17 protein-coding genes and 1 tRNA gene are annotated in these 22,263 nt (G+C 64.5%); 1 reads left to right on the top strand and 17 read right to left on the bottom strand.

Annotated elements, in window-relative coordinates; genetic code table 11:
• Nucleotides 1-22 precede the first annotated feature (22 nt).
• From W930_RS0100215 to W930_RS0100200, 4 genes are all read right to left on the bottom strand, one after another.
• The gene (locus W930_RS0100215; RefSeq protein WP_023596860.1) at nucleotides 23-1,267 is read right to left on the bottom strand and encodes an ABC transporter substrate-binding protein; all 1,245 of its coding nucleotides are present in this window, start codon (nucleotides 1,265-1,267) and stop codon (nucleotides 23-25) included.
• Nucleotides 1,268-1,379: 112 nt separating this feature from the next.
• On the bottom strand, nucleotides 1,380-1,760 hold the full coding sequence (locus tag W930_RS0100210) for a cupin (protein ID WP_023873613.1): 381 nt from the start codon (nucleotides 1,758-1,760) through the stop codon (nucleotides 1,380-1,382).
• A gap of 64 nt (nucleotides 1,761-1,824) precedes the next feature.
• Complete coding sequence (locus tag W930_RS0100205) at nucleotides 1,825-3,306, bottom strand: 4-hydroxyphenylacetate 3-hydroxylase family protein (RefSeq protein ID WP_023596862.1); 1,482 nt, start codon at nucleotides 3,304-3,306, stop codon at nucleotides 1,825-1,827.
• 27 nt (nucleotides 3,307-3,333) lie between these two features.
• A complete protein-coding gene (locus W930_RS0100200; RefSeq protein WP_023596863.1) occupies nucleotides 3,334-3,852 on the bottom strand; it encodes a flavin reductase family protein in 519 nt (172 codons plus the stop codon).
• A 436-nt stretch (nucleotides 3,853-4,288) separates the two neighbouring features.
• Between W930_RS0100200 and W930_RS0100195 the strand changes: the two genes are divergently transcribed.
• Nucleotides 4,289-5,521 carry an IscS subfamily cysteine desulfurase gene (locus W930_RS0100195; protein WP_023873612.1) on the top strand — a complete coding sequence of 411 codons (1,233 nt, stop codon included), beginning with the start codon at nucleotides 4,289-4,291 and terminating at the stop codon, nucleotides 5,519-5,521.
• Between the two features lie 54 nt (nucleotides 5,522-5,575).
• On the opposite strand, the gene W930_RS0100190 is transcribed toward W930_RS0100195, so the two are convergent.
• The 13 genes from W930_RS0100190 to fdnG form a co-directional block, all read right to left on the bottom strand.
• A complete protein-coding gene (locus tag W930_RS0100190; RefSeq protein WP_023596866.1) occupies nucleotides 5,576-6,118 on the bottom strand; it encodes a MarR family winged helix-turn-helix transcriptional regulator in 543 nt (180 codons plus the stop codon).
• Between the two features lie 183 nt (nucleotides 6,119-6,301).
• Nucleotides 6,302-7,036, bottom strand: a complete 735-nt coding sequence (locus tag W930_RS0100185; protein WP_023873611.1) for a transporter — start codon at nucleotides 7,034-7,036, stop codon at nucleotides 6,302-6,304.
• A gap of 113 nt (nucleotides 7,037-7,149) precedes the next feature.
• Entirely contained in the window at nucleotides 7,150-9,927 is a 2,778-nt protein-coding gene (gene mgtA / locus W930_RS25380; RefSeq protein WP_023873610.1) for a magnesium-translocating P-type ATPase, read from the bottom strand.
• Between the two features lie 312 nt (nucleotides 9,928-10,239).
• Nucleotides 10,240-10,587 (bottom strand): hypothetical protein, encoded by a 348-nt coding sequence (locus W930_RS25375; protein WP_023596869.1) that lies wholly within the window; start codon nucleotides 10,585-10,587, stop codon nucleotides 10,240-10,242.
• A 435-nt stretch (nucleotides 10,588-11,022) separates the two neighbouring features.
• Entirely contained in the window at nucleotides 11,023-11,670 is a 648-nt protein-coding gene (gene ribA, locus W930_RS0100170) for a GTP cyclohydrolase II (RefSeq protein WP_023596870.1), read from the bottom strand.
• Nucleotides 11,671-11,956: 286 nt separating this feature from the next.
• Nucleotides 11,957-12,907, bottom strand: coding sequence for a phosphatase PAP2 family protein (locus W930_RS25370; protein WP_023873609.1), 951 nt, complete (start codon nucleotides 12,905-12,907; stop codon nucleotides 11,957-11,959).
• 73 nt (nucleotides 12,908-12,980) lie between these two features.
• A tRNA-Sec gene (locus tag W930_RS0100160) sits at nucleotides 12,981-13,076 on the bottom strand.
• A gap of 15 nt (nucleotides 13,077-13,091) precedes the next feature.
• The gene (gene selB / locus W930_RS0100155) at nucleotides 13,092-15,005 is read right to left on the bottom strand and encodes a selenocysteine-specific translation elongation factor (protein ID WP_023873608.1); all 1,914 of its coding nucleotides are present in this window, start codon (nucleotides 15,003-15,005) and stop codon (nucleotides 13,092-13,094) included.
• Nucleotides 15,002-16,459: an L-seryl-tRNA(Sec) selenium transferase gene (selA, locus tag W930_RS0100150; RefSeq protein ID WP_235195467.1), complete on the bottom strand. Its 1,458-nt coding sequence runs from the start codon at nucleotides 16,457-16,459 to the stop codon at nucleotides 15,002-15,004. The genes selB and selA overlap by 4 nt, the downstream gene beginning before the upstream one ends.
• Before the next feature lie 13 nt (nucleotides 16,460-16,472).
• Nucleotides 16,473-17,501: a formate dehydrogenase accessory protein FdhE gene (fdhE, locus tag W930_RS0100145; RefSeq protein ID WP_072619138.1), complete on the bottom strand. Its 1,029-nt coding sequence runs from the start codon at nucleotides 17,499-17,501 to the stop codon at nucleotides 16,473-16,475.
• Between the two features lie 54 nt (nucleotides 17,502-17,555).
• Nucleotides 17,556-18,203 carry a formate dehydrogenase subunit gamma gene (locus tag W930_RS0100140; RefSeq protein ID WP_023596891.1) on the bottom strand — a complete coding sequence of 216 codons (648 nt, stop codon included), beginning with the start codon at nucleotides 18,201-18,203 and terminating at the stop codon, nucleotides 17,556-17,558.
• 2 nt (nucleotides 18,204-18,205) lie between these two features.
• Nucleotides 18,206-19,156 (bottom strand): formate dehydrogenase subunit beta, encoded by a 951-nt coding sequence (gene fdxH, locus W930_RS0100135; RefSeq protein WP_023873604.1) that lies wholly within the window; start codon nucleotides 19,154-19,156, stop codon nucleotides 18,206-18,208.
• A gap of 9 nt (nucleotides 19,157-19,165) precedes the next feature.
• Nucleotides 19,166-22,234: a formate dehydrogenase-N subunit alpha gene (fdnG, locus tag W930_RS0100130; RefSeq protein ID WP_145929441.1), complete on the bottom strand. Its 3,069-nt coding sequence runs from the start codon at nucleotides 22,232-22,234 to the stop codon at nucleotides 19,166-19,168.
• Nucleotides 22,235-22,263 lie beyond the last annotated feature (29 nt).

The following is a 22,263-nucleotide window of genomic DNA, read 5'->3' as shown; positions in this document are numbered from 1 at the left end:
CTTCCTGATGGGACTGCCCCGATCACTTCTTCACGAGCGCGCATTGGCTCTGCGCGAGGGGGCGAAACGCTTCGGCGGCGGGAATGGTCTGCACCACGTTGTAGTAGTCCCATGGCTTCTTCGATGCCTTGGGCGACTTCACCTGGACGAGGTACATGTCGTGCACCATCAGGCCGTCGGGGCGAATTTGTCCGCCCTTGGCAAAGAAGTCGTTCACCGGCGTCGCCTTCATCGAGGCCATGACCGTGTCGGCGTCGTCCGTACCGGTGCGCTGCACCGCCTGCAGGTAATGCATGACCGACGAATACGTGCCGGCATGCACGAGCGTGGGCATCTTGCCGGTCTTGGCGTAGAACCGTTGCGCCCACGTGCGCGAGGCGTCGTCGCGGTCCCAGTAGAAGGCGGTGGTAAGCGTCATGCCCTGCGCCGCTTCGAGCCCCAGGCTGTGGATATCGCTGATGAACATGTGCAATCCGGCGATCTTCTGCTTGCCCGGCCCCGTAATACCGAACTCACGCGCCGTCTTGATCGCGTTGACGGTGTCGGCGCCAGCATTGGCAAGCGCGATCACCTTGGCGCGCGACGCCTGCGCCTGAAGCAGGTACGACGACAGGTCGGAGGAATTGAGCGGATGTTTGGCACGGCCCACGACCTTGCCGTTCACGTGTTGCAGCGCGTCCGTGGCATCTTTCTCGAGCGAAGCGCCGAGCGCGTAATCGACGGTGAGGAAATACCAGCTGTTGTCGCCGCTCCTCGTCATGGCCTTGACGGTGTTCGACGCGAACGAATAGGTATCGTAGGAATACTGGACGGTGTACGGCGAGCACTCCTCGTTGACCAGCCGCGTGGTGCCCGCGCCCGTCACGATCGCAATGCGCTTCTTGGCCCTGGCCACGTTCGACACCGCCAGCGCCACCGACGACGGCAGCAGGTCCTCGACCACGTCGACCTGCTGGTTGTCGAACCAGTCGCGCGCAATGGTCGCGGCTACATCGGTCTTGTTCTGATGGTCGGCCGAGATGACCTTGACCGGCACGCCGTTGACCTTGCCGCCGAAATCGTCGACGGCCATCTGCGCGGCGATCACCGATCCCTTGCCGCCGATGTCGGAGAAGATCGACGACATGTCGGTGAGCACCCCGATCTTGACCACGCCGTCGCTCATCTTACCGGGCTGGGCCTGGGCGGAAAGCGAGGCGGCGAAGGTCGCGGCGGCGATCGCCAATGCGGCCAATGACGTGATACGACTTGCGCGAAACGTAGACATGATGTTTTCCCGATAGCCTGTGGAGATGTCGTGTGTGCTTGCGTGTGCGAATGCCTGCGGCGGTGCGGCAACGTCCTGGCGTACGCCGCACCTGTGCCTTTCCCTGAACGTGTCAGGCCGGATCGTAGTAATGAATTTCGAGCAGCAGACAGCCGCCGTTCGACTTGAACGGCCCGTGGAACGCGCCGGGCGGGCGGCAGGCGTAGGTATTCGGCGCGAACGCCTCGCCCCCTTCGCCCTGCGCGTCGTTCCCGACCGTCAGATCGCCCGAGACGAGATACACCTCCTCCCAGTAGGTGTGCACGAACGGCGCCGTGGTATGGATACCCGGCGCGAAGCGCAGCAAGCGCGTGCGACTGCCGGCACCGTTCGCTTCGTCGAGCGAGCCAGCGAGAATCTTCTGTTCGATGCCGGGGGGATAGCCGGGCGGCACCTCCCAGCCCTGCGTCATGTCGATGGTGCGAAACTCATCGTGCAGCTTGTTGATTGCCATGCGAACTCCTTATCTTTGGCTGAAATTTGCGGTGTCGTGAATGTGCAGGAAGCGACGGCGCGGATCAGGCCGCGACCGGCTGCCGGACGATTTCGTCCGAGAGCGCATAGGTGCCGAGCAGGTTGTCGACGAGGCGCGTGGCCTTTTGCCAGTCGTACGTGCGATAGGCGTGGCCCTTCGTGACGAAAGTCGCCCCGGCGTAGAACATCTCGTACTGGTTGTGGCGCGACGCGAACTCCGAACCTACGGCGTCCCAGGCGAGCTTGAAGAACTTGACCCGCTCCTCGGCGTTGGCCACCGGCGACTTCTGCGTCTTCTCGATGATGCTGGCGAGCATCGGGTTCTCGAAGTCGTGGATGCTCGAGGGCAGCATGATCATGCCGCCGCCGGCCAGCTCGCGAAGCGTACCGAGCACCTTCGTGTAGAGCTGCTGGGTGAGCACCTGCGAGCCGTAGAGCAGGCTGCGGTCAGGCACGTAGAAGCCGTTCTCCATGTGCCCCTTGGCTTCCATACCGTGCACCCACGCCTCGACCATGGCCGCCTCGGCCGCCAGTTGCCCCAGCGCTTCGCGCACCTGCGGGAAGGCGTTGGTGCCATTGACCTCGGTGATTCGCAGGGCGATGCCGACCAGAAAGCGCAGCTTGACCATGAGCCGCACCTGACACTGATAGTTCTGGTAACTGTGCGCGGGCGTGGCGTGAAACTGCTTTGCGCACATGGCCGTGTCGCCCGCGACGAAGATTCGCTCCCACGGCACCTTCACATCGTCGAAGTACAGCACGGCGTCGTTCTCGTCGAAGCGCGAGGCAAGCGGATTGTCGAACACGGACGTGGCACTGCCCTCGTAGGACTTGCGCGACAATATGCGCAGCCCTTTCGTGTTCATGGGAATGGCGAACGACAGTGCATACATCTCGTCGCCGGCCTTGAGCGGCTGGATGCAACTGCAGAACACCTCATTGGCCATGATGCCGCTCGTGGCAAGCATCTTCGCGCCGCGCACCGTAATGCCCTCGTGGTCCTGGTCGACGATGCCCACCGCGAGGTACTTGTCTTCCTGTTCGTGGGCCGCCTTCGACTGGTTGGCCTGCGGGTTGACGATCACGTACGTCAGGAACAGATCGTTGTCACGCGCGTATCTGTAGTAGTCGCGCAAGGCGCCGGCGCGCTTCGTGTCGTACTGTTCGAACACGTCGATGCCCATCACCATGCCCGAAATGCACGAGGCGACGTGGTCGGGCGAGCGTCCCATGAAGCCGTAATGCAGCTCGCTCCAGGCCTCGAGCATCTCGCGGCGCTGCACCAGTTCGTCGTAGCTCGCAGGCAATTGCCAGATGCGCGAGACACGATCGCCCGTGTCCGGCGACGCAAACGTCATCGCCTCGAGGTTTTCCGGACGCGCCTGAAAGTCGTACAGGCTGGCGTAGCTGCGAATCGAGTTGCGGAACGCCGGGTGCGTGGTCACGTCGCCCACCGCCTTGCCGTCGATGTACACTTCGCGCCCGTCGCGCAGCTGACCGATATGTTGACTACCGTTCTTTACCATGACTCTCTCCTGAAACCCCTGGTGAACTCACGCCGCCACCGGCGTGGTATCTAGCGAGCAGTACCGCCCGCCGAAGAAAATGAGCGGTCGGCCGTCGTGCCGCGCCGCGTGACGAACGACCCGTCCGACAAAGATCACGTGATCGCCGCCGTCGTGCTGGGCATGCGACTCGCACTCGAAGGCGGCCAGCGCCCCCGGCAGGCGGCCGACGCCTTCGCCCGCGAAGCTCACGCCCTCCCACTTGTTGCCCCTCGCCGTGGCGAAGCGGTTCGACGTCTCGCGCTGGCTCTCGTCAAGCACGTTGACGGTGTAGCGCCGGGCGGCGCGCAGGTCATCCAGACTCAAACAGCGCCGGTCGACCGAAAACAGCACCAGCGGCGGGTCGAGCGACACCGAATTGAACGACGCCACGGTGATGCCGATGGGCGATCCGTCCGCACGCTCGGACGTGATCACGGCCACACCGGTGGCGAACATGGCAAGCGTGCGACGAAACTGTCGCGCTTCGTCTTCCTGAGCCGGCATTGCGCTCGATACATCGGTCATGGCTACCTCCATTGCAAGCCGATCCGACGTGCGAATTCGCCCTGACCGGCCGTTCCGCACACCACACCGCCTTGTTCATTTAGCTTTGTTTGTTAGTCATTATTCAACGTTAACAAAATTAGCTAAACAAGCAAGGTAAACCCCGAGAGTCGTGACGGTGCATCTGCATTTCTCTGGTGCATTGCCGCACGAATTCCGGGCAAGATCCTCTTGGTTATTGGGTTTTCATGACCATCGCGATGCACCAGACACAACTGGATTGCGCACAATTCATTGCATCGCATTTCGAATAATTTCTCGTTTACCCGATGCAAATGCCGCCCGATTCGACGGCAATGAAACCCTTTTTCCAATGTGGGAGAGTGCGATGCGCGCAATGTGCGGTGCTACACTCGGCCGCAATTCAAGATGTCCATCGGACGATTCGGAGTCCCCTATGCCGTCAGCCACACCGTCGCTTTTCGAAGCCCCCATCTACATGGACTACAGCGCCACGACACCCGTCGATCCGCGCGTGGTCGAGAAAATGGTGCCGTATCTCGCCGTCAATTTCGGCAATCCGGCCTCGCGCAGTCACAGCTATGGCTGGGCCGCCGAAGCGGCCGTCGAGACGGCGCGCGAGGATGTCGCCGCATTGCTGGGCGCCGATCCGCGCGAAATCGTCTGGACGTCGGGCGCCACCGAAGGCAACAACCTCGCGATCAAGGGGGCGGCGAATTTCTACAGCGGCAAGGGCAAGCACCTGATTACGGTGAAGACCGAGCACAAGGCCGTGCTCGACACCATGCGCGAGCTGGAGCGCCAGGGCTTCGAAGTTACTTATCTCGACGTGCAGGCCGACGGCCTGATCACCGTGGATATGCTGCGCGACGCGCTGCGGCCGGACACCATCCTGGTGTCGGTCATGATGGTCAATAACGAGATCGGCGTGATTCAGCCGATTGCCGAGATCGGCGAGCTTTGCCGCGAACGCGGCATCGTGTTTCACTGCGACGCCGTGCAGGCAGCGGGCAAGATCCCCATCGATCTGCAATCGCTCAAGGTCGACCTGATGACGGTCACCGCCCACAAGGTGTACGGGCCGAAAGGCATTGGTGCGCTCTACGTGCGCCGCAAGCCGCGCATTCGCATCGAGGCGCAGATTCACGGCGGCGGACACGAACGCGGCATGCGCTCGGGCACGCTGCCGACGCATCAGATCGTGGGAATGGGGGAAGCGTTCCGACTGGCCCGGCTGGAACTGGCCTCCGAGGCGGCACGTGTCGGTGCGCTGCGCGACCGGTTGCTCGCCGGCCTGAAGGCCATGGACGAGGTCTACGTCAACGGCGACTTGACGCACCGCGTGCCGCACAACCTGAACGTGAGCTTCAACTTCGTCGAAGGCGAATCGCTCATCATGGGCATCAAGGGCGTGGCGGTGTCGTCAGGCTCGGCCTGTACGTCGGCTTCGCTCGAGCCGTCGTTCGTGCTGCGTGCGCTCGGGCGCAGCGACGAACTCGCACACAGCTCCATCCGCTTCACGCTCGGCCGTTTCTCGACCGAGGCCGAGGTCGACAGCGTTATCGAGCAGGTGCGCGGCACCGTCGGCAAGCTGCGCGCGATGAGCCCCCTGTGGGATATGTATCAGGACGGCGTCGATCTGAACACGATCCAATGGGCCGCGCACTGAACGCGCGCTCCGCGGGCGCCGCGGGCGCCGCCTAACGCACGCGGCACGTGGCGCCTACCGCTTGTCGCGAATCGCCAGCAGATGGCCGAGATCGAGCGTGGCGCGGTCGCCATTGGCGACGAGCCGATCGACCACGGCGCACAGCACCTTGAATTCGGTGCGCGTCACGCCGTCGAACAGTACGTCGTTGATGCGCTGCTGTGAGGGGGTGAGTTCGTGGAGCAGTCTGGCGCCTGCCGTGGTCACGGTGAGGCTCATCTTGCGCCGATCCTCGGGGTTCTGACGCTTGTCGATCAGCTTGAGCGCTTTGAGCTTGTTCGTCTCGATGGTCACGAACGCACCGGACAGGTGCAGGTGCTCGGCCAATTGGTTGACGGTCACGTCGCCCACCGACGACAGGTGCACGACCGACTGCAACAGCGAATACTGAATGCCGGTCAGGCCGATCAGGCTGCCAAAACCGTCGCGCACCGAGAGCAAACGCGCGGCGAATGGGAGCAGGCCGTTGATCAGATGACGGAATTCGGCGTCGGAACCGTCGATGAGACAGGCCGGATTGGTAACGGTCAAGGCCTTCGGGGCCGACGATTTGGACATGATGGGGAAGCGGAATGCGGCGCAACGCGCCGGAACAATGACTTTGGAAAAAAATTATACTGCAAAGTTATCATTGCGCCGGCGGGCGGTTTGCCCGCCTCCCCGCGTCGTCTCGTCGTGCGCTGTCCGGCCATGCGCGCCGACGACCGGCAGCGGCTCGCCGGCCTCGGCGCCCGACGCCGGTTACCAACGCACGGTCAGGCCGGCCATCCACGAATCGTCATAGGTCTGCGGGTTCAGGCCTCGTCGATAACCCATGTCCAGGTCGAGCCATGGCCGAGGGCTATAGATTGCGCCGAGAATCACGAACGTCGGATTGGTTCGCTGCGAAAAGTCGGGGTTTTGCGACATGCCAACGTCCACAATCAACTGTGTCGTCGGCAGCACGCGGTAAAGGACCGCCCCCGACACCTTCCATAGCGATTGACGCTGCCCCTGCGTGTTGGCCTGATAGGCTGCCCCGGCGTTGACGAGAAAGGTCCAGTCATGGATCGCGTATTGGGTAAGCAACGTGGCGCCGGCATTCACCCGGCCGGTGCCCAGGCCGCGCTGATCGTTGCCCGACGGAAGCGTCAGATACGGTTTGATGCCGATACTCAGCGCGCCGTCGTCGAACAGGCGCCATTTGGCCCCCGCTTCCATATCGCCCACGCCGCTGCCGGCCGAGTCCGATCGATGCTGGAGATTCGTGTACGGCACGTTGACGTACAGGTCCAGCGCCTCGCCGACGCCGCGCGTCAACGTACTGTTCCAGAGGGTTTGGCGGCCGGTGTCCGGCTGCTTTGCCGTGACCTCGCCATTTGACTCGAATTGCCAGTTGCCGTCGCCCTGTGTGCCGGTGTCGTCGCTGACCAGCGGGTGAGCCGCGAAAGCGCTGAGCGGGCAAACGAGCGCGAGCGTCATGCATGACTTCTTCATGTTGCGTTCTCTTTCGATGTGTTTTGCCCGGGGCATGCTGCGCCCGGGCGCGTGTGTCGGGGGCGCCCCCAGCTCACCGGAGCGTCGGCGGGGCGCGTTTGTGGCGTTGGCGCTCAGAACCAGCGGCCGAAGCGACGGATGTAGATCGTCTTGACCATCTGTGCCAGTGCGATGTAGCCGAGCATGGTGGCCACGAGCCAATAGAAGTACGAACCCGGCAGGCTGACGAAGCCCAGCGCGGCGGCGAACGGCGAGTACGGCAGCCAGCAGGCCAGCGCAATCGCAACCGATGTCGAGAGCATGATCGGCAGCGCCGGCGTGCTTTGCAGGAATGGAATCTTCTGCGTGCGCAGCAGGTGCACCACCAGTGTTTGCGACACGAGTCCCTCGATGAACCAGCCGGAATTCATGATCACCTGGCCGGCATCGCCGCCGTGGGCGTGATAAAGCGCTCCCGCACCGAACACGGTCCACATCAGCGCGTATGTCGTGATGTCGAACACCGAGGACGTCGGCCCGATCCACAGCATGAAGCGACGGATGTTGCCCGCATCCCACTTGCGCGGCTTCTTGAGGAACTCCGGATCCATGCGATCCCACGGCAGGAACATCTGCGAGATGTCGTACACGAGGTTCTGCACGAGCAACTGCATCGCAAGCATCGGCTCCCACGGCAGGAATGCGCTGGCGACCAGCACCGAGAACACATTGCCGAAGTTCGAACTCGCCGTCATGTTCAGGTACTTGAGGATGTTGCCGAACGTCTCGCGGCCCTTGATCACCCCCGCCTCCAGTACCATCAGGCTCTTTTCCAGCAGGATGATGTCGGCGGTCTCCTTGGCGATGTCCGCCCCGGTGTCGACCGAAATGCCCACATCCGCGTCGCGCAGCGCCGGCGCATCGTTGATGCCGTCGCCGAGAAAGCCCACGGTGTGGCCGTTGGCCTGGAGGGCCTTGACCACGCGCGCCTTGTGCAGCGGCGCGAGCTTGGCGAACACCGTCGTGGACTTGACCACGTTGCGCAGCGTGTCGTCGTCCATCGGTTCGATGTCCGCACCGAGCAGCGGCGTCCCCGGCTCGATGCCGACGTCGCGGCATACCTTCATCGTGACGATCGGGTTGTCACCGGTGAGCACCTTCACCGTCACGCCATGCTCGCGAAGGGCGGCGATGGCCGGGGCGGCCGAATCCTTGGGCGGGTCGAGGAACGTCAGGAAGCCGCAGACGGTCAGTCCGGCCTCGTCGGCCGTCTTGTACTGCGTCTTCGCCTCCCCGGCCGGGATGTCGCGGGTTGCCACCACCAGCACACGAAAGCCGTCTTCGTTGTACGCCTCGGCACGGGCGAGCAGCATGGCGCGCGAGGCATCGTCGAGCGCGCGCACCCCTTGCGGCGTCTTTACGTGCGTGGAGACCGCCAGCATTTCCTCGACCGCGCCCTTGGTGATCATCAGGTGTTCGCCGCGTTCGTTGGCGACTACCACCGACAGGCGACGGCGCACGAAATCGAACGGCAGTTCGTCGATCTTGGCGAAGGCGCGCGGCTGCACCGGATCACCGATCTCGTTGGCGCGACGCAGAATCGCCACGTCGATCAGATTGCGCTGGCCGCTCTGGTGATAGCTGTTGAGCCACCCCAGGCGCAGCACGTCTTCCTGCACGTCACCGCTCACGTCCAGATGCTGTTCGAGGATGATGCGGTCCTGCGTGAGCGTGCCCGTCTTGTCGGTACACAGCACGTCCATGGCACCGAAGTTCTGCACCGAATTGAGGCGCTTGACCACCACCTTGCGGCGCGACATCGCCATCGCACCGCGTGCGAGGTTGGCACTCACGATCATCGGCAGCATTTCGGGTGTGAGGCCCACCGCCACGGCCAGCGCGAAGGTCAGCGCGCTCAGCCAGTCGCCCTTCGTCAGGCCGTTGATCATGAAGACGACCGGCACCATCACCAGCATGAAGCGAATGAGCAGCCAGCTCACGCTGTTCACGCCGCGATCGAAGCTCGTCTCCACACGCTTGTGGCTCACCACGTTCTTCGCCAACGCACCAAAATAGGTGTCACCCGCGGTGGCCACGACCACGCCGGTTGCCGTGCCGCTCACCACATTCGTGCCCATGAAGCAGATGTTGGACAGGTCGAGCAGCGCCGCGCCCGCTTGCCCGGCCGGCGCTTCCGTGGCGCACACCCCGGACGCCGCGGCGGACTTCTGGGCCACGGCACCGAGCGTGTCGTACTTCTCCACAGGCAACGCTTCGCCGGTGAGGACCGCCTGGCTGATGAACAGATCCCGCGACTCGATCAGACGCAGGTCGGCGGGAATCATGTCGCCCGCCTGCAGCGTCACGATGTCGCCTACGACCAGTTCGCGCATGGCGACTTCGTGACGCTCCGGCTCGCCGGAGGCACTCGCGCGACGACGCACGCTTGCCGTGGTGCGCACCATTGCCTTGAGCTTCTCGGCCGCGCGCAGCGATCGGAATTCGGAGAAAAAGCGCAGCAGGCCGCTGATCGTCACCATCGTGAGCAGGATGATGATGCTCTTGTAGTCCTGCTCGCCCGGGTCGGCGAAGTAGACATCGGTGAGGAAACTGATCGCCGCGAGTACGAGCAGCACCATCACGAAGGGGTTGTTGAAGGCACCGAGCAGTTGCACCGTCCAGTGGGGTGGCTTGTCGTGCGCGATCTCGTTCGGGCCGTGGCGCGTCTGACGCAGACCGGCTTCCGCGAGCGTGAGGCCGCGCGGGTCGGTACCGAGGGTATGAAGAACATCATGCAGCGGTTCGACGGCCAGACGTGCGATGACGTCGGGGCCGCGGTGCTGCAGATCGGAAGGCGTCGAATGCTCGACGAAGCCGCGCTGCTTCTGGCGCGATCGGAGTTGCTTGGTCATGACGAGTTTCCCTGGCGCGACTTGCACGGACATGCCGGGCATGCCCGGCACCGCGGCCGGCCGGTCTCGTCAGGCGCTACCGGATAGGTGTCTCCGGAAGTCGGCGCGAACGCTCCCAGCCGCGCCGCGCGTCGCGCGGTCGGTGATAACGAAAATGCGTGGGTCTGGCTCTGCGTCGCCCGTCGGGGTATCGCACGCCATGGGTGCGGTCCCGACGGGCCACATTCGTGGACTTCCGTCTTCCATTTCGGACTCCTTATTTTTTATGGATCGATACGCTTACCGGGTCACGCGCCGGTCGGCGCGTTGCGGCTAGGCGCGCGCAGACGCCCCAGCGGTCGGCATGCGGCGCACGACGTCGTCCGACCAGAACACCCGGCGCACGCAGCGCTCGTCGGACAGGCGCATGACCAGCGACGTGAGCGAGGCCCTGGAGGCTTTCGGACAATCGAGCGTGACGGTGGCGGAGGCCTCGTCGCGGTCGTTCCAGTGCGTGATGCTCACGTGCGTGGCACGCAAGCCGAGGGCGGTCAGATCGACGAACATCTGCTTGCGCAACGCGCCAAGGGCATCGGCCAGGCAGACGACGGTGAGGTGCGACACCGGTGTGGCGCGCGTGGGTTGGCCCTGGAAGGCCTGAAACGTTTGAATGGCTCGCATGACTTCCTCGCATGGCTGCGAAGCGTCTGTGCCGCGGTCGGCACGGACGGTCGGCACGTGCGCGGGCGACGTCGCAATCCGAAGTACGGACGCGAAACGGCGACACCCTTCACGGGCACGACGATGGAAATTTTTGCGGGAATGGCGCCGGGGACATCGCGCTCAGGCAGCGCGTCGAGTGGCGCAAGACACCGCATCCTGCATGAGGATGCGGCACAGGGAATGGCTGTGGATCCTCAGGCAATCAATCGATCAAAGATCGAGGACTACTGGCATCGGAATTCACGGACATACCCCTTGAATGGAAGACAGGGCGGATGGTAACTGAGCCTAATTTGCGACGTCAAGCACAAATTGATGCATTGCAATATGGATCGGATTTCCCCTACGACAGATGCGACGCTCTGCCGCATAGGGCCGCGTGACGGCCTGCTCTCACTCGTTCTCTTCGAAGTAATGCCCGAACTTCACCTGCTTGGTGCGGATGTAGCGTTCGTTCTCTTCGCGCATGGGAATGTCGAGTGCAACGCGCTCGCATACCGGGATACCGTGTTTGGCGAGCGTGTCGAACTTCTTCGGATTGTTGCTCATGAGACGAACGGAGCGAACGCCGAGAATGCGCAGGATGGCGGCGGCCGAGTCATACTCGCGGGCGTCGTCGGGCAGGCCGAGATCGAGATTCGCTTCGACCGTATCGCGCCCCTGCTCTTGCAAAAGGTACGCACGGATCTTGTTGCTCAGACCAATACCGCGGCCTTCGTGACCGCGCAGGTACAGCATCACGCCGCGCCCTTCCTTGGCGATCTTGCGCATGCCGGCGTCGAGCTGCTCGCCGCAGTCGCAGCGATAGGAACCGAAGACATCCCCCGTGAGACATTCCGAATGCAGGCGCACGAGCGTCGGCGCGGCGCCGGACACGTCGCCCATGACCAGCGCAAGGTGCTCGTTGTCGCTGTCCTTGACGCGAAACGCATGTGAGGTGAAGGTGCCGTAGCGGGTCGGCAGCGTTGCCGACGCGACAAGCTCGACGCATTCGCCGGCGTCGCACGCGGGCTTGGCAGGGGCAGTACCGGGGGACTTCATCTTGAGGTTCAAACAGGCCGAATTTGGGGTATCTCGAGCCGCCCGACAAGGGCGGCGTGCGCTAGGAGTGTACCGCCATTTGGGTTTTTCGGCCGAAGGCAGCATGCAACACACTGTTGCATGGGGCCGTCCAATCGCTTGCGGGACCGCGTGAGCCGCGCCACCGGGCGTCGCTGCGAGTCCCGCGCGACCCTGCTTCGGCGGGACGTTGCATGTCAGGGCGGCGGCATTGAGCGCCCGGGGGAATGCGCCGGGTCATCGCGCCGCACCGGGGTCGGGCCGCTGCTCAGGCCCTCCCGACGGCCAACGTCGACACCTCGGCGGGCGAAGCCGTCCGCGCGAATACCTTGCGCGAGATCCAGACGGCAAGCACCCCGACCGCGACTCCGGCGACGACATCGACCACATAGTGCCCGCCGTGCGATGGCGTCGAGATCACCATGAGCGTGTTGAGCACGATGAAAATCGGAAACAGGCGACGAACGTGGCGCATCGCGTAGGCGAAGAGCATCGCCATGACGGTATGAAACGAGGGAAACGACACCAGCCCCTGCGCCGCTGCGAACGACAGCGTTCGCACATGATCGATCCGGAAGGCAAGGTAATCCGACACGGTGGACGCCGTGCCAGGGTCCTGCACGTTGAAGTGTACGAAGGCGCTTTCGGCAGGAAACGGCGTGGCGATCATCAACACCAGTACGGTACCGATCATGAACTGGACGACGAACTCGGCATAGTCGCGAACGTTGCGGGTGACGACCAGCAAGAATGGCACGCATGCCATCTGAATCCAGGTGGACTGGTAAGCCGCGCCCAACACGGCATCCAGCCACGCATGCGCTCGCACGGTCTGATATATCGTGGGCCAATGGATGCCGAGCCAGGCATCCGCGGCCACGAGCGAACTCGCGATGTCCGGGGCGGCAAGGGTGAGCGACAGGTATTGGAAAACGAGTGCGCCGCAGGTGAAGCCGGCGAGCGTGACGATCCAGAGAATGCCCGCGCCGGCGTCGCGATAGAACACTTCGCGCGCCGTTCCGCGCAACCGGGGCAACCGCGAGATCGCGAGCAGCAACGCGCCGACGGCCAGACTGGCCAGGCCGCGAACGACAATGCGCACGATCTCGTCGTGCCTTGCCACCAGCCCGGCGTGCGCGCCCCACGCCAGATCCACGGCGATCAGCGCAAGATTGAAAAGCCACGTCGCCCAGTAGATCCGCCAGACCGTCGCCGGCATTTCGCCCCCCCTTGTTCACGTCGAAACCGGCGCCCGGGCGCCGAAGCGAGAGACTGCACGGCATCGGGGGAAGTGGCGGAAAGCAGCAGGAGTCGAACCTACCTGGGAGCGGCTGACGCCCCCAACCGGGTTTGAAGCCCGGCCGCATCACCGGATACGGATGCCTTCCTTCAGACGAAGCGACCTAGGACGCCGCACCCCATGTCACACCGGGACGCCGTACGTGGCGATCGCCAACGCGGCGAGTATATCCCGCACGATCGAAGAACTCCAGAATCTGAATCGCGCGCTTGCGCCCCAACCCCGTGGCATCCCGAAACGTACCCGCCTCAACCGCGCCGTTCGCATGCGCGATCATCTCCGCCAGCGTCTGCACGCACGCTTCGTCGTAAAAGAGGTCCTTGACGATCTGATGCACGCGGCCCTGCCGGGCAAGTTTGCGAAGCACCCCACGCACGCGTTCCTCCGGCACACCGAGCTCGCGCCCCATGTCGCGCACCCACGGCGGATCGAAGCGGCCCTGCGCCACTTTCGGCAGCAACGCCCGCGCCAGTGCCGATTCCTCATCCGTCATTTCGACGCGATGCGTGGGCAGATGCCACCACGCGCCCGTACGTGCCACCCCGCCTTCGCCGAGCATCGCCTGCATGGCCATGCGCCAGCGCGGCGCGTCCAGCGCCGGCCACGTCATCCGTCCCAGGCGCGCCGCATCGAGCCCGGGCTCGTCGGGCAGGCGCGCATGATAATCGCGCAGGGCGTCAAGCACGCGCACCCGCACGGCTTCCCACGCCCGGGGCGCAAACGCGAGCGACTCGCCCTCCGAACCGGGCAGCACCACCGCGTCCGACGGCCACTGCCATTGCCCAGGCGGCAACCCGGTCAGCGCCACGACCTGAGCGCTCGTCAGCCCGAACGGCGACTGCGACAGGAGGGCTTCGAGCCCATCACCGTCGAGAAACTTCGCCACGGCATCGAGCCACGCCAATCGCGCCGCCGATCGGCGCTTGCGTTCCGGCGCCGCCGGATCGAGCACCCGTCCGCCGCCGACGGTCGCCGTTGCCTGCGGATTGCGCACGATGAAGCGATCGCCCGGCATCGCACAAACCGGCGCATCGAAGACCAACTGCACGCGCATCGTCCCGCCCGGGGCAAGCGTGTCGCCCCCCAGCAAAACGGTGCGCGCCTGAACGTGCGTCGTGCCCAGATGCACATGCAATGGAAACCACTGCGTGAGCGGTGCGCTGGCCTCGAACCAATGCAGGTCGACGTCGATGTGCGTCGAAGGCGCCGACAGACCGTCGGCGACGATCCAGTCGCCTCGCCCAAGTTGATCGCGCTCCACACCGGCCAGATTCAGCGCGCAACGCTCACCGGCCCTGCCCGCATCGACGGGACGATTCTGCGCGTGAATGCTGCGCACCCGTACCGGCACCCCCTGCGGCATTACCCGCAGACTGTCGCCCACGCGCACCGTGCCCGCGAACGCCGTGCCGGTCACGACCGTACCGTGCCCCGGCAACGTGAACACGCGATCCACCGCCAGACGAAACAGTGCGTCGTCGCGCCGTATCGCGTTGCCCGACGCCTTGAGCGCCTGTGCCGCCGCAACGAGCCGCTCGCGCAACGCCGCCACCCCCGGGTCGTCCGGCGTGGTGGACGACACCGGCACTACCTCGGACTGCGCGAGCGGCGTGCCGGCCAGCCACCGGTGAATCTCCTGCGTGAGCGTGGCCAGCCGCCCAGCGTCGACGCGATCGGCCTTCGACAACGCCACGACACCGCGTCGCACGCCCAACATCGAGAGAATGGCCAGATGCTCGCGCGTCTGCGGCATGATCCCATCGTCAGCGGCGACCACCAGCAGCGCGAAGTCGATGCCGACGGCGCCGGCCGCCATGGTGTGAATCAGCTTCTCGTGACCGGGCACGTCGATGAACCCGAGCACGTCGCCGTCGGGCAACGGCGTGTACGCATAGCCCAGCTCGATGGAAATACCGCGCGCCTTTTCTTCCTTCAGACGATCCGTGTCGACGCCGGTGAGCGCGCGAACGAGACTCGTCTTGCCGTGGTCGATGTGTCCTGCCGTGCCAACGATCATGCGCGCAACTCCGCAAACTGCAACGACAACCGCGCCTCGTCACTCGCTTCGAGACACCGCAAGTCGAGCCACAGCGTCTGATCCGAAATGCGACCGATCACCGGATACGGCAACGCGCGCAGCGCCGCCTCGAGCCGGGCAAGCGCACGGCCGCTGCCGCGCTTGCCGCCCCCCGCCGGCACGATCGCCAACCCGAAACTCGGCAGTTGTTCCACCGGCAACGCACCGCTGCCGATCTGGCTCATCATGGGTGCGGCACGCACGGTGTAAGCCTCGCCCAACGACGCCGCGAGCACCGGCGCCAGACGCTCGGCCTGCGCCGCCATGTCCGCGCGCGCCCGGGTGAGCAGCCGCAGCGTGGTCAGCCGCTCGGTCAGATGATCCGGGTCCCGATACAGCCGCAGCACCGGCTCCAGCGCGGCCAGCGTGAGCTTGCCGACGCGCAGCGCGCGCTTGAGCGGATGCTTCTTGATTCTGGCGATGAGGTCCTTGCGCCCGACGATCATGCCCGCCTGCGGACCACCCAGCAGTTTGTCGCCGGAGAAGGTCACGAGATCGGCGCCCGCCGCGATCGTCTCCTGAACAGTGGTTTCGTGCGGCAACCCCCATTGCTCCAGCCGCGCGAGCGTGCCGCTGCCAAGGTCGACCGCCACCGGCACGCCGTGCGGCCTCGCGATCTCCACGACCTCGGCCACGTCCACGCTCCGCGTGAAGCCCGTGACTTCGTAGTTGCTGCAATGCACCTTCATCAGCAACGCGGTCTTCTCGCCGATGGCATTGCGATAGTCGGCGGGATGCGTGCGATTCGTCGTGCCGATCTCGACCAACCGCGCCCCCGCGTGCGTCATGATGTCGGGAATGCGGAACGCGCCGCCGATCTCGACCAGTTCGCCGCGCGAGACCACCACTTCGCGACGCCTGGCCAGCGTCGCCAGCATGAGCAGCACCGCGGCGGCATTGTTGTTGACGACCGTGGCCGCCTCCGCGCCGGTCAGCTCGCACAGCAACGGCGCAACGAGGTCGTCGCGATCGCCGCGTCCGCCAGTCGCCAGATCGAATTCGAGATTCGCCGGGGCGGTGAGCGCCTGCATCACCGACTCGACAGCCGACTCGGGCAGCAACGCGCGTCCGAGATTGGTGTGCAGCACGGTGCCCGTCAGGTTGAAAACCGGCCGCAGCGCGGCACGGTTGCGCTCGGTCAAGGCACGCGATACCCGCGCGCCAAAGGCATCGGGCGTCACGGCATCGCGGGTCAGCGCGCCCGCCAGCGCCGCCGCACGGCACGCATCGAGATCCTGACGCAACGCCGCCGTAACCTGAACGCGTCCGAAGTCGGCCAACGCCGCCTCGAAGACCGGCATTCCCAGCAACCGGTCGACCGAAGGCAATTCCGCCGCGCCCGCCAAGGCGTCATTGTCCGCCGGCTGGCGCGTCATCGCCGTCGTTCCCGTCATGGCGTCTCTCCCCTCAGGCGTCTTCGGCGTTTTGCCAGAGCAGCGGATTGCCGTTGGCACGCGCATAACCCGCCTCGCCCATCAGCACGTCGAGCGCGAGACTGGCCAGGTCGTCGGCGACCGGTTCCACGAACGGGTCCTTGTCCTGATAGAAGATCTTCCGGTAGCCATGGCAGTCGTCGCACGATTCGGCCCGGACGGGAGACGATGCGACACGCTTGGCCGCCTCATCGAGCTTCGGACGCCCGTTCTCGCCCTTGAGAATTTCTCCCCCCGAACTCGCGGCGAGCACGGCGTCGCCCGATGCGGTGGCCTCCCCGCCCTTGTCGACAACGTGATACGCGACGTGCTCGCTGGCCTCGCAATGCGTGCACTTGACGCGCACCATGTGCCATTCGGTCGCGCACAGCCCACACGCAAGGTAACGATAGCCCTCGTACGCACCGCCGATGCGAACCACGCTTGCCACCGGCAGCGTGCCGCACACCGGGCAGACATTGGGGACGTCGAGCATCGGCACGTCGCCCACGTCGAAGGTACTCGCCACGCCGGTCCAGAGGACTTGCAGCGCGGCCATGATGAACGGCGCGCTAGCGGCGTCGACGCCCTTGCCATGCCCGGCGAGCAATGACTGGGCGCCGGCCTCGAGCGCGGCCGGATCGGCCGCGCGAACCCGCGTCAGTACGCCGCGCACGGCGGCGGGCAGGTCGGGCTGCGCCGCAACGGCGTCGAGTAGCGGGGCGAGAAGCGGTTGCCACCGGCCGGCGTCATAGCCGCCGGTCGCGGGGACGAGCGGCATGCAGTGCTGCTGCGCCTGCGCGATCGACTCGGGCGACGGTGGCGACGGCGTGAAGTTGTCGAGCACGCGCTGCTGCGCGTCGACGAGCGCGGCCATCAGCCGCAGGTAATCGCCAAGCGGATGACCGTCGGCCAATTGACGCAGCCGCGCCGCGCGCGCCGAAAAGACTTCGGCGCGCTGGGGCAGGCGCACACGGGGAATGGAGGTGCGATCGAGGGACTCGATCTGTCCGGGTTCGAGAATGCGTTGCAAGGTGGCCGGCCTCGTAAGAGCGTCCGGCCACCAACCCGGCCGGACTTATTTGTTGAGCTGCTTGTACCAGGCGCGATGGTGCTTCCACGCCCAGCCGCGGGTGACGGTTCCGCGCGTCATGGCGCGCACGGAACCCTTGATCCAGATCGCCGCGTAGATGTGCGTAATGATGCCGCAAATCAACACGAATGCACACACCGCGTGAACATCCGACGCCAGACGAATCGCCCAGATCGGAAAGTAGAACGCGAAGTAGGCACGCCAGATCACGATGCCCGAGAGCAGCAGGCCGATCATGCACAGCACCATCACGTAGAAAAGCAACTTTTGGCCGGCGTTGTAGCGCCCGACCTCCGGCAGATTCTCCTCGCGGTTCTCGAGCACGTCGCCGATCTTCTTCATCCACTCGGCGTCGCGCGACTCGAACTTGTTATAGCGGGCAAGCCGCAGTGCGAGCCACACGAACGCGACGAACATCACCACACCGACGAACGGATGCAGCACGCGTGTCCAGGGACCGCCTCCGAACAGGTTGGTGAGCCAGAACATGGACGGATGGAACAGCGCCAGCCCGGAGAGCGCGAGCAGGATGAACGTGCCCGCGACGATCCAGTGATTGATACGCTCCGAGGCGTTGTAGCGCTCGATCAGATCGCCCTTGTCTCCCGTACGATCGCTTCGTTCATACGACATGGTCAGACCTCCTCGTGCGTGATGGCGCCCTTCTGTCGATCGGGACCGCTACCCTTGCGCGACGCGTCGTAGCGGCGCGCCGCTTCTTCATCCTCCTCGGTCGTCTCGTTCGGGCCGGTCTTGATGTAGTGGAAGAAGCCGGCAATCGCCGTGAGCGCCATGGCGGCGACCCCCAGCGGCTTGGCGATGCCTTTCCAGAACGTGACCATCGGGCTGATGCGCGGATCGTCCGGCAGGCCGTGATAGAGCGACGGCTTGTCGGCATGGTGCAGCACGTACATGACGTGCGTGCCGCCCACGCCGGCCGGGTCGTACAACCCCGCGTTGTCGAAGCCTCGGGTCTTCAGGTCCTCGATGCGCTCGGCCGCCTGATCCTTCATCGCGTCCTTGGTGCCGAACATGATCGCGCCGGTCGGGCAGGTCTTCACGCACGCAGGTTCAAGCCCCACGGACACGCGATCGGAACACAGGGTGCACTTGTATGCCTTGTGATCCTTCTGCGAGATGCGAGGAATGTTGAACGGGCAGCCGGTGATGCAGTACCCGCAACCGATGCACGCCTCTTCATGGAAGTCGACGATGCCGTTCGCGTACTGCACGATCGCCCCGGGCGACGGGCATGCCTTCAGGCAGCCCGGGTCCTCGCAGTGCATGCAGCCATCCTTGCGGATGAGCCACTCGAGGTCGCCCTTCGGGTTTTCGTACTCGGTAAAGCGCATGAGCGTCCACGAGTCGGACGTCAGATCGGCCGGGTTGTCGTACACACCGACGTTCGTGCCCACCTCATCGCGCAGGTCGTTCCACTCCATGCAGGCGGTCTGGCACGCCTTGCAGCCGATGCACTTGGTGACGTCGATGAGTTTGGCGACGTCACCCGTGTACGCCTCGCGCTCCGAGGGTGACGGCAGCGTGGTTGCCGAGCGCCGTTTGATATCCAGAGATTGCAATGCCATGGCGCCCCCTTATGCCTTCTCGACCTTCACCAGGAACGACTTGAACTCCGGTGTCTGCGAATTGCCGTCGCCCACGATGGGCGTGAGCGTGTTCGCGAGGAACCCGGGTTTGGTCAGTCCCTTGAAGCCCCAGTGAATCGGAATGCCCACGTGGTGAATCGTCTTGCCTTCCACCTTGAGCGCGCGAATGCGCTTGGTCACGACCGCGCGCGCCTTGATGAAGCCGCGGTTGGACGTCACCTTGACCATGTCGCCCGCGGCCACCCCGATCTCCTTGGCCAGCGCCTCGCCAATCTCGACGAATTGCTCCGGCTGGATGATCGAGTTGAGCAACGCGTGCTTGGTCCAGTAGTGGAAATGCTCGGTCAGACGGTACGTGGTCGCGACATACGGGAACTTGTCGGCGGTGCCCATCGTGGCCAGATCGTCCGGGAACACGCGGGCGCCCGGATTGCTCGTGGCCTTGGGCTGCTTCGGATGCAGCGGGTTGTAACCCAGCGGCGTCTCGAACGGCTCGTAATGCTCGGGGAACGGCCCTTCCGCCATGGCACCCTTCGCGAAGAACCGTGCAACGCCCTCGGGGTTCATGATGAATGGACTCATGCCGCCGGCCGGGTCTTCGTCGATCTTGAAGTCCGGCACGTCGGACCCTGTCCAGACCTTGCCGTTCCAGTACACGAGCTTGTGCTTCGGATTGAAAGGCTTGCCCGCAAGGTCCGACGACGCACGGTTGTAGAGGATGCGACGGTTCGCGGGCCACGCCCACGCCCAGTTCAGTGTCTGGCCGATGCCGGTCGGATCGCTGTTGTCACGACGCGCCATCTGGTTGCCCACCTGCGTCCACGCACCGGCGAAGATCCAGCATCCGGACGACGTGCTGCCGTCATCCTTCAGTTCCGCGAAGCCCGCGAGCTGTTCGCCCGCCTTGCGCGTGACCTTGGTCGGATCCTTCGGATCGACGAGGTCCTTGAGCGCACGGCCGTTGTACTCCTTGGCGATCTCTTCGGGCGACGGGCTCTCCGGCCGTGCGTAGGGCCACGACAGGTTCACGATCGGGTCCGGGTACTTGCCGCCCTGCGTCTTGTACATCTCGCGCAGGCGCAGGAACAACCCGGTCATGATCTCGATGTCGGTGCGTGCCTCGCCCGGCGGCTCGGCCCCCTTCCAGTGCCATTGCAGCCAGCGCCCGGAGTTGACGAGCGCGCCGTCTTCCTCGGCGAAGCAGGTCGTAGGCAGACGGAACACCTCTGTCTGGATCTTGCTGGAGTCGACGTTGTTGTGCTCGCCAAAGTTCTTCCAGAACTCCGACGTCTCGGTCGCCAGCGGGTCCATGACGACCAGGAACTTGAGCTTGGCCAGCGCCTGGTCCCACTTGAACTTGGCCGGCGCCGCCGCGATCGGGTTGAAGCCCTGCGCGATGTAGCCGGTCATCTTGCCCTGGTTCATCAGCTCGAGAACCTGCAGCAGGTCGTACGGCTTGTCGAGCTTGGGCAGGTAGTCATAGCCCCATTGATTCTCGGCGGTCGCCGCGTCGCCCCACCAGGCCTTCATCAGGCTCACGTAGAACTTCGGGTAGTTCTGCCAGTAGCTGAGCTGGTTCGGACGCAGCGGCTTCTGGGTGCGTGGCGTCAGGTATTGCTCGAGGGTCTGCTCGGCCTGCTTGGGCAAGGTCATGTAGCCCGGCAGCAGGTCGGTCATCAGCCCCAGGTCGGTCAGCCCCTGGATGTTCGAGTGACCGCGCAGCGCGTTCATGCCGCCGCCCGCCACGCCGATATTGCCCAGCAGCAGCTGCACCATCGCGCCGGTGCGAATCATCTGCGAACCGATCGAGTGCTGTGTCCAGCCCAGCGCATACATGATGGTCATGGTGCGCGTGGGGGTGGAGCACTCGGCGATCTGCTGGTAGATGTGCTCGACCTTCTCGGCCGGCGTGCCGCATACGCGCTCGACCGTCTCGATCGTGTAGCGCGAGTAATGCTGCTTCATGAGCTGGAACACCGTGCGCGGGTGTTGCAGCGTGGGGTCGGTCAGCACATAGCCGTCCGCGCCCTTCTGATAGTCCCAGGAGCTCCTGTCGTAGGTGCGCTTTTCGGCGTTGTAGCCCGAGTAAAGACCGTCTTCGAACGCGAACTCGTCTTTCACCAGGAAGGTGAAATCGGTGTAGTTCTTGACGTATTCATGCTGGATCTTGTCGTTCGTGAGCAGGTAATTGATCAGCCCGCCGAGGAAGACGATATCCGTGCCGGTACGGATCGGGGCGTAGTAATCCGCGACCGATGCCGAACGGTTGAAGCGCGGGTCGACCACGATCAGGCGCGCCTTGTTGTGCGCCTTCGCCTCGGTCACCCATTTGAAACCACACGGGTGTGCCTCGGCCGCGTTGCCGCCCATGATGAGTACCAGATCCGCGTTCTTGATGTCGACCCAATGGTTCGTCATCGCGCCACGGCCAAACGTCGGGGCAAGACCTGCCACCGTCGGGCCGTGTCAGACACGTGCCTGGTTGTCGAATCCCAGCATCCCGGTACTGCGGATGACTTTGTGCGTGAGGTAACCGACCTCGTTGCTCGATGCCGACGCGGCAAGCATGCCCGTCGTCAGCCACCGGTTGACCGTCAGGCCATCGTCCGTCTTCTCGACAAAGTTGGCGTCGCGGTCGTCCTTCATCAGCTTCGCAATGCGGTCGAGCGCATCGTCCCACGAAATCCGCTCCCACTTGTCGGAGCCGGGCTTGCGGTATTCCGGGTGGGTGAGACGGTTCGGGCTGTGGATGAAGTCGATGAGACTGGCCCCCTTCGGGCACAGCGTGCCGCGATTGACCGGATGGTCCGGGTCGCCTTCGATGTGAAAAACGCTCTTCTTCGCGTTCTTCGCACCGTCGCCGTAGCTGTACATGAGCAGGCCGCAGGCCACGGAACAGTACGGACAAGTGTTGCGCGTTTCGGTCGCGCGCGCGAGCTTGAACTGGCGGACTTCCGCCAGCGCCGCGTCGGGCGCGAACCCGAGCATCGCCAGGCTGGACCCTGCCAGCGTTGCGCCACTCACTTTGAGGAACTGGCGCCTGGACATATTTAGCATGGGGGAATTCTCCTCAAATTTTCGGAAAC

The sequence above is a fragment of the Pandoraea sp. E26 genome, assembly GCF_000681415.1.
Lineage (GTDB): Bacteria > Pseudomonadota > Gammaproteobacteria > Burkholderiales > Burkholderiaceae > Pandoraea > Pandoraea pnomenusa.
The sequence above is the reverse complement of the archived record's forward strand: the minus strand, read 5'-3'. Positions and strand labels throughout refer to the sequence as shown.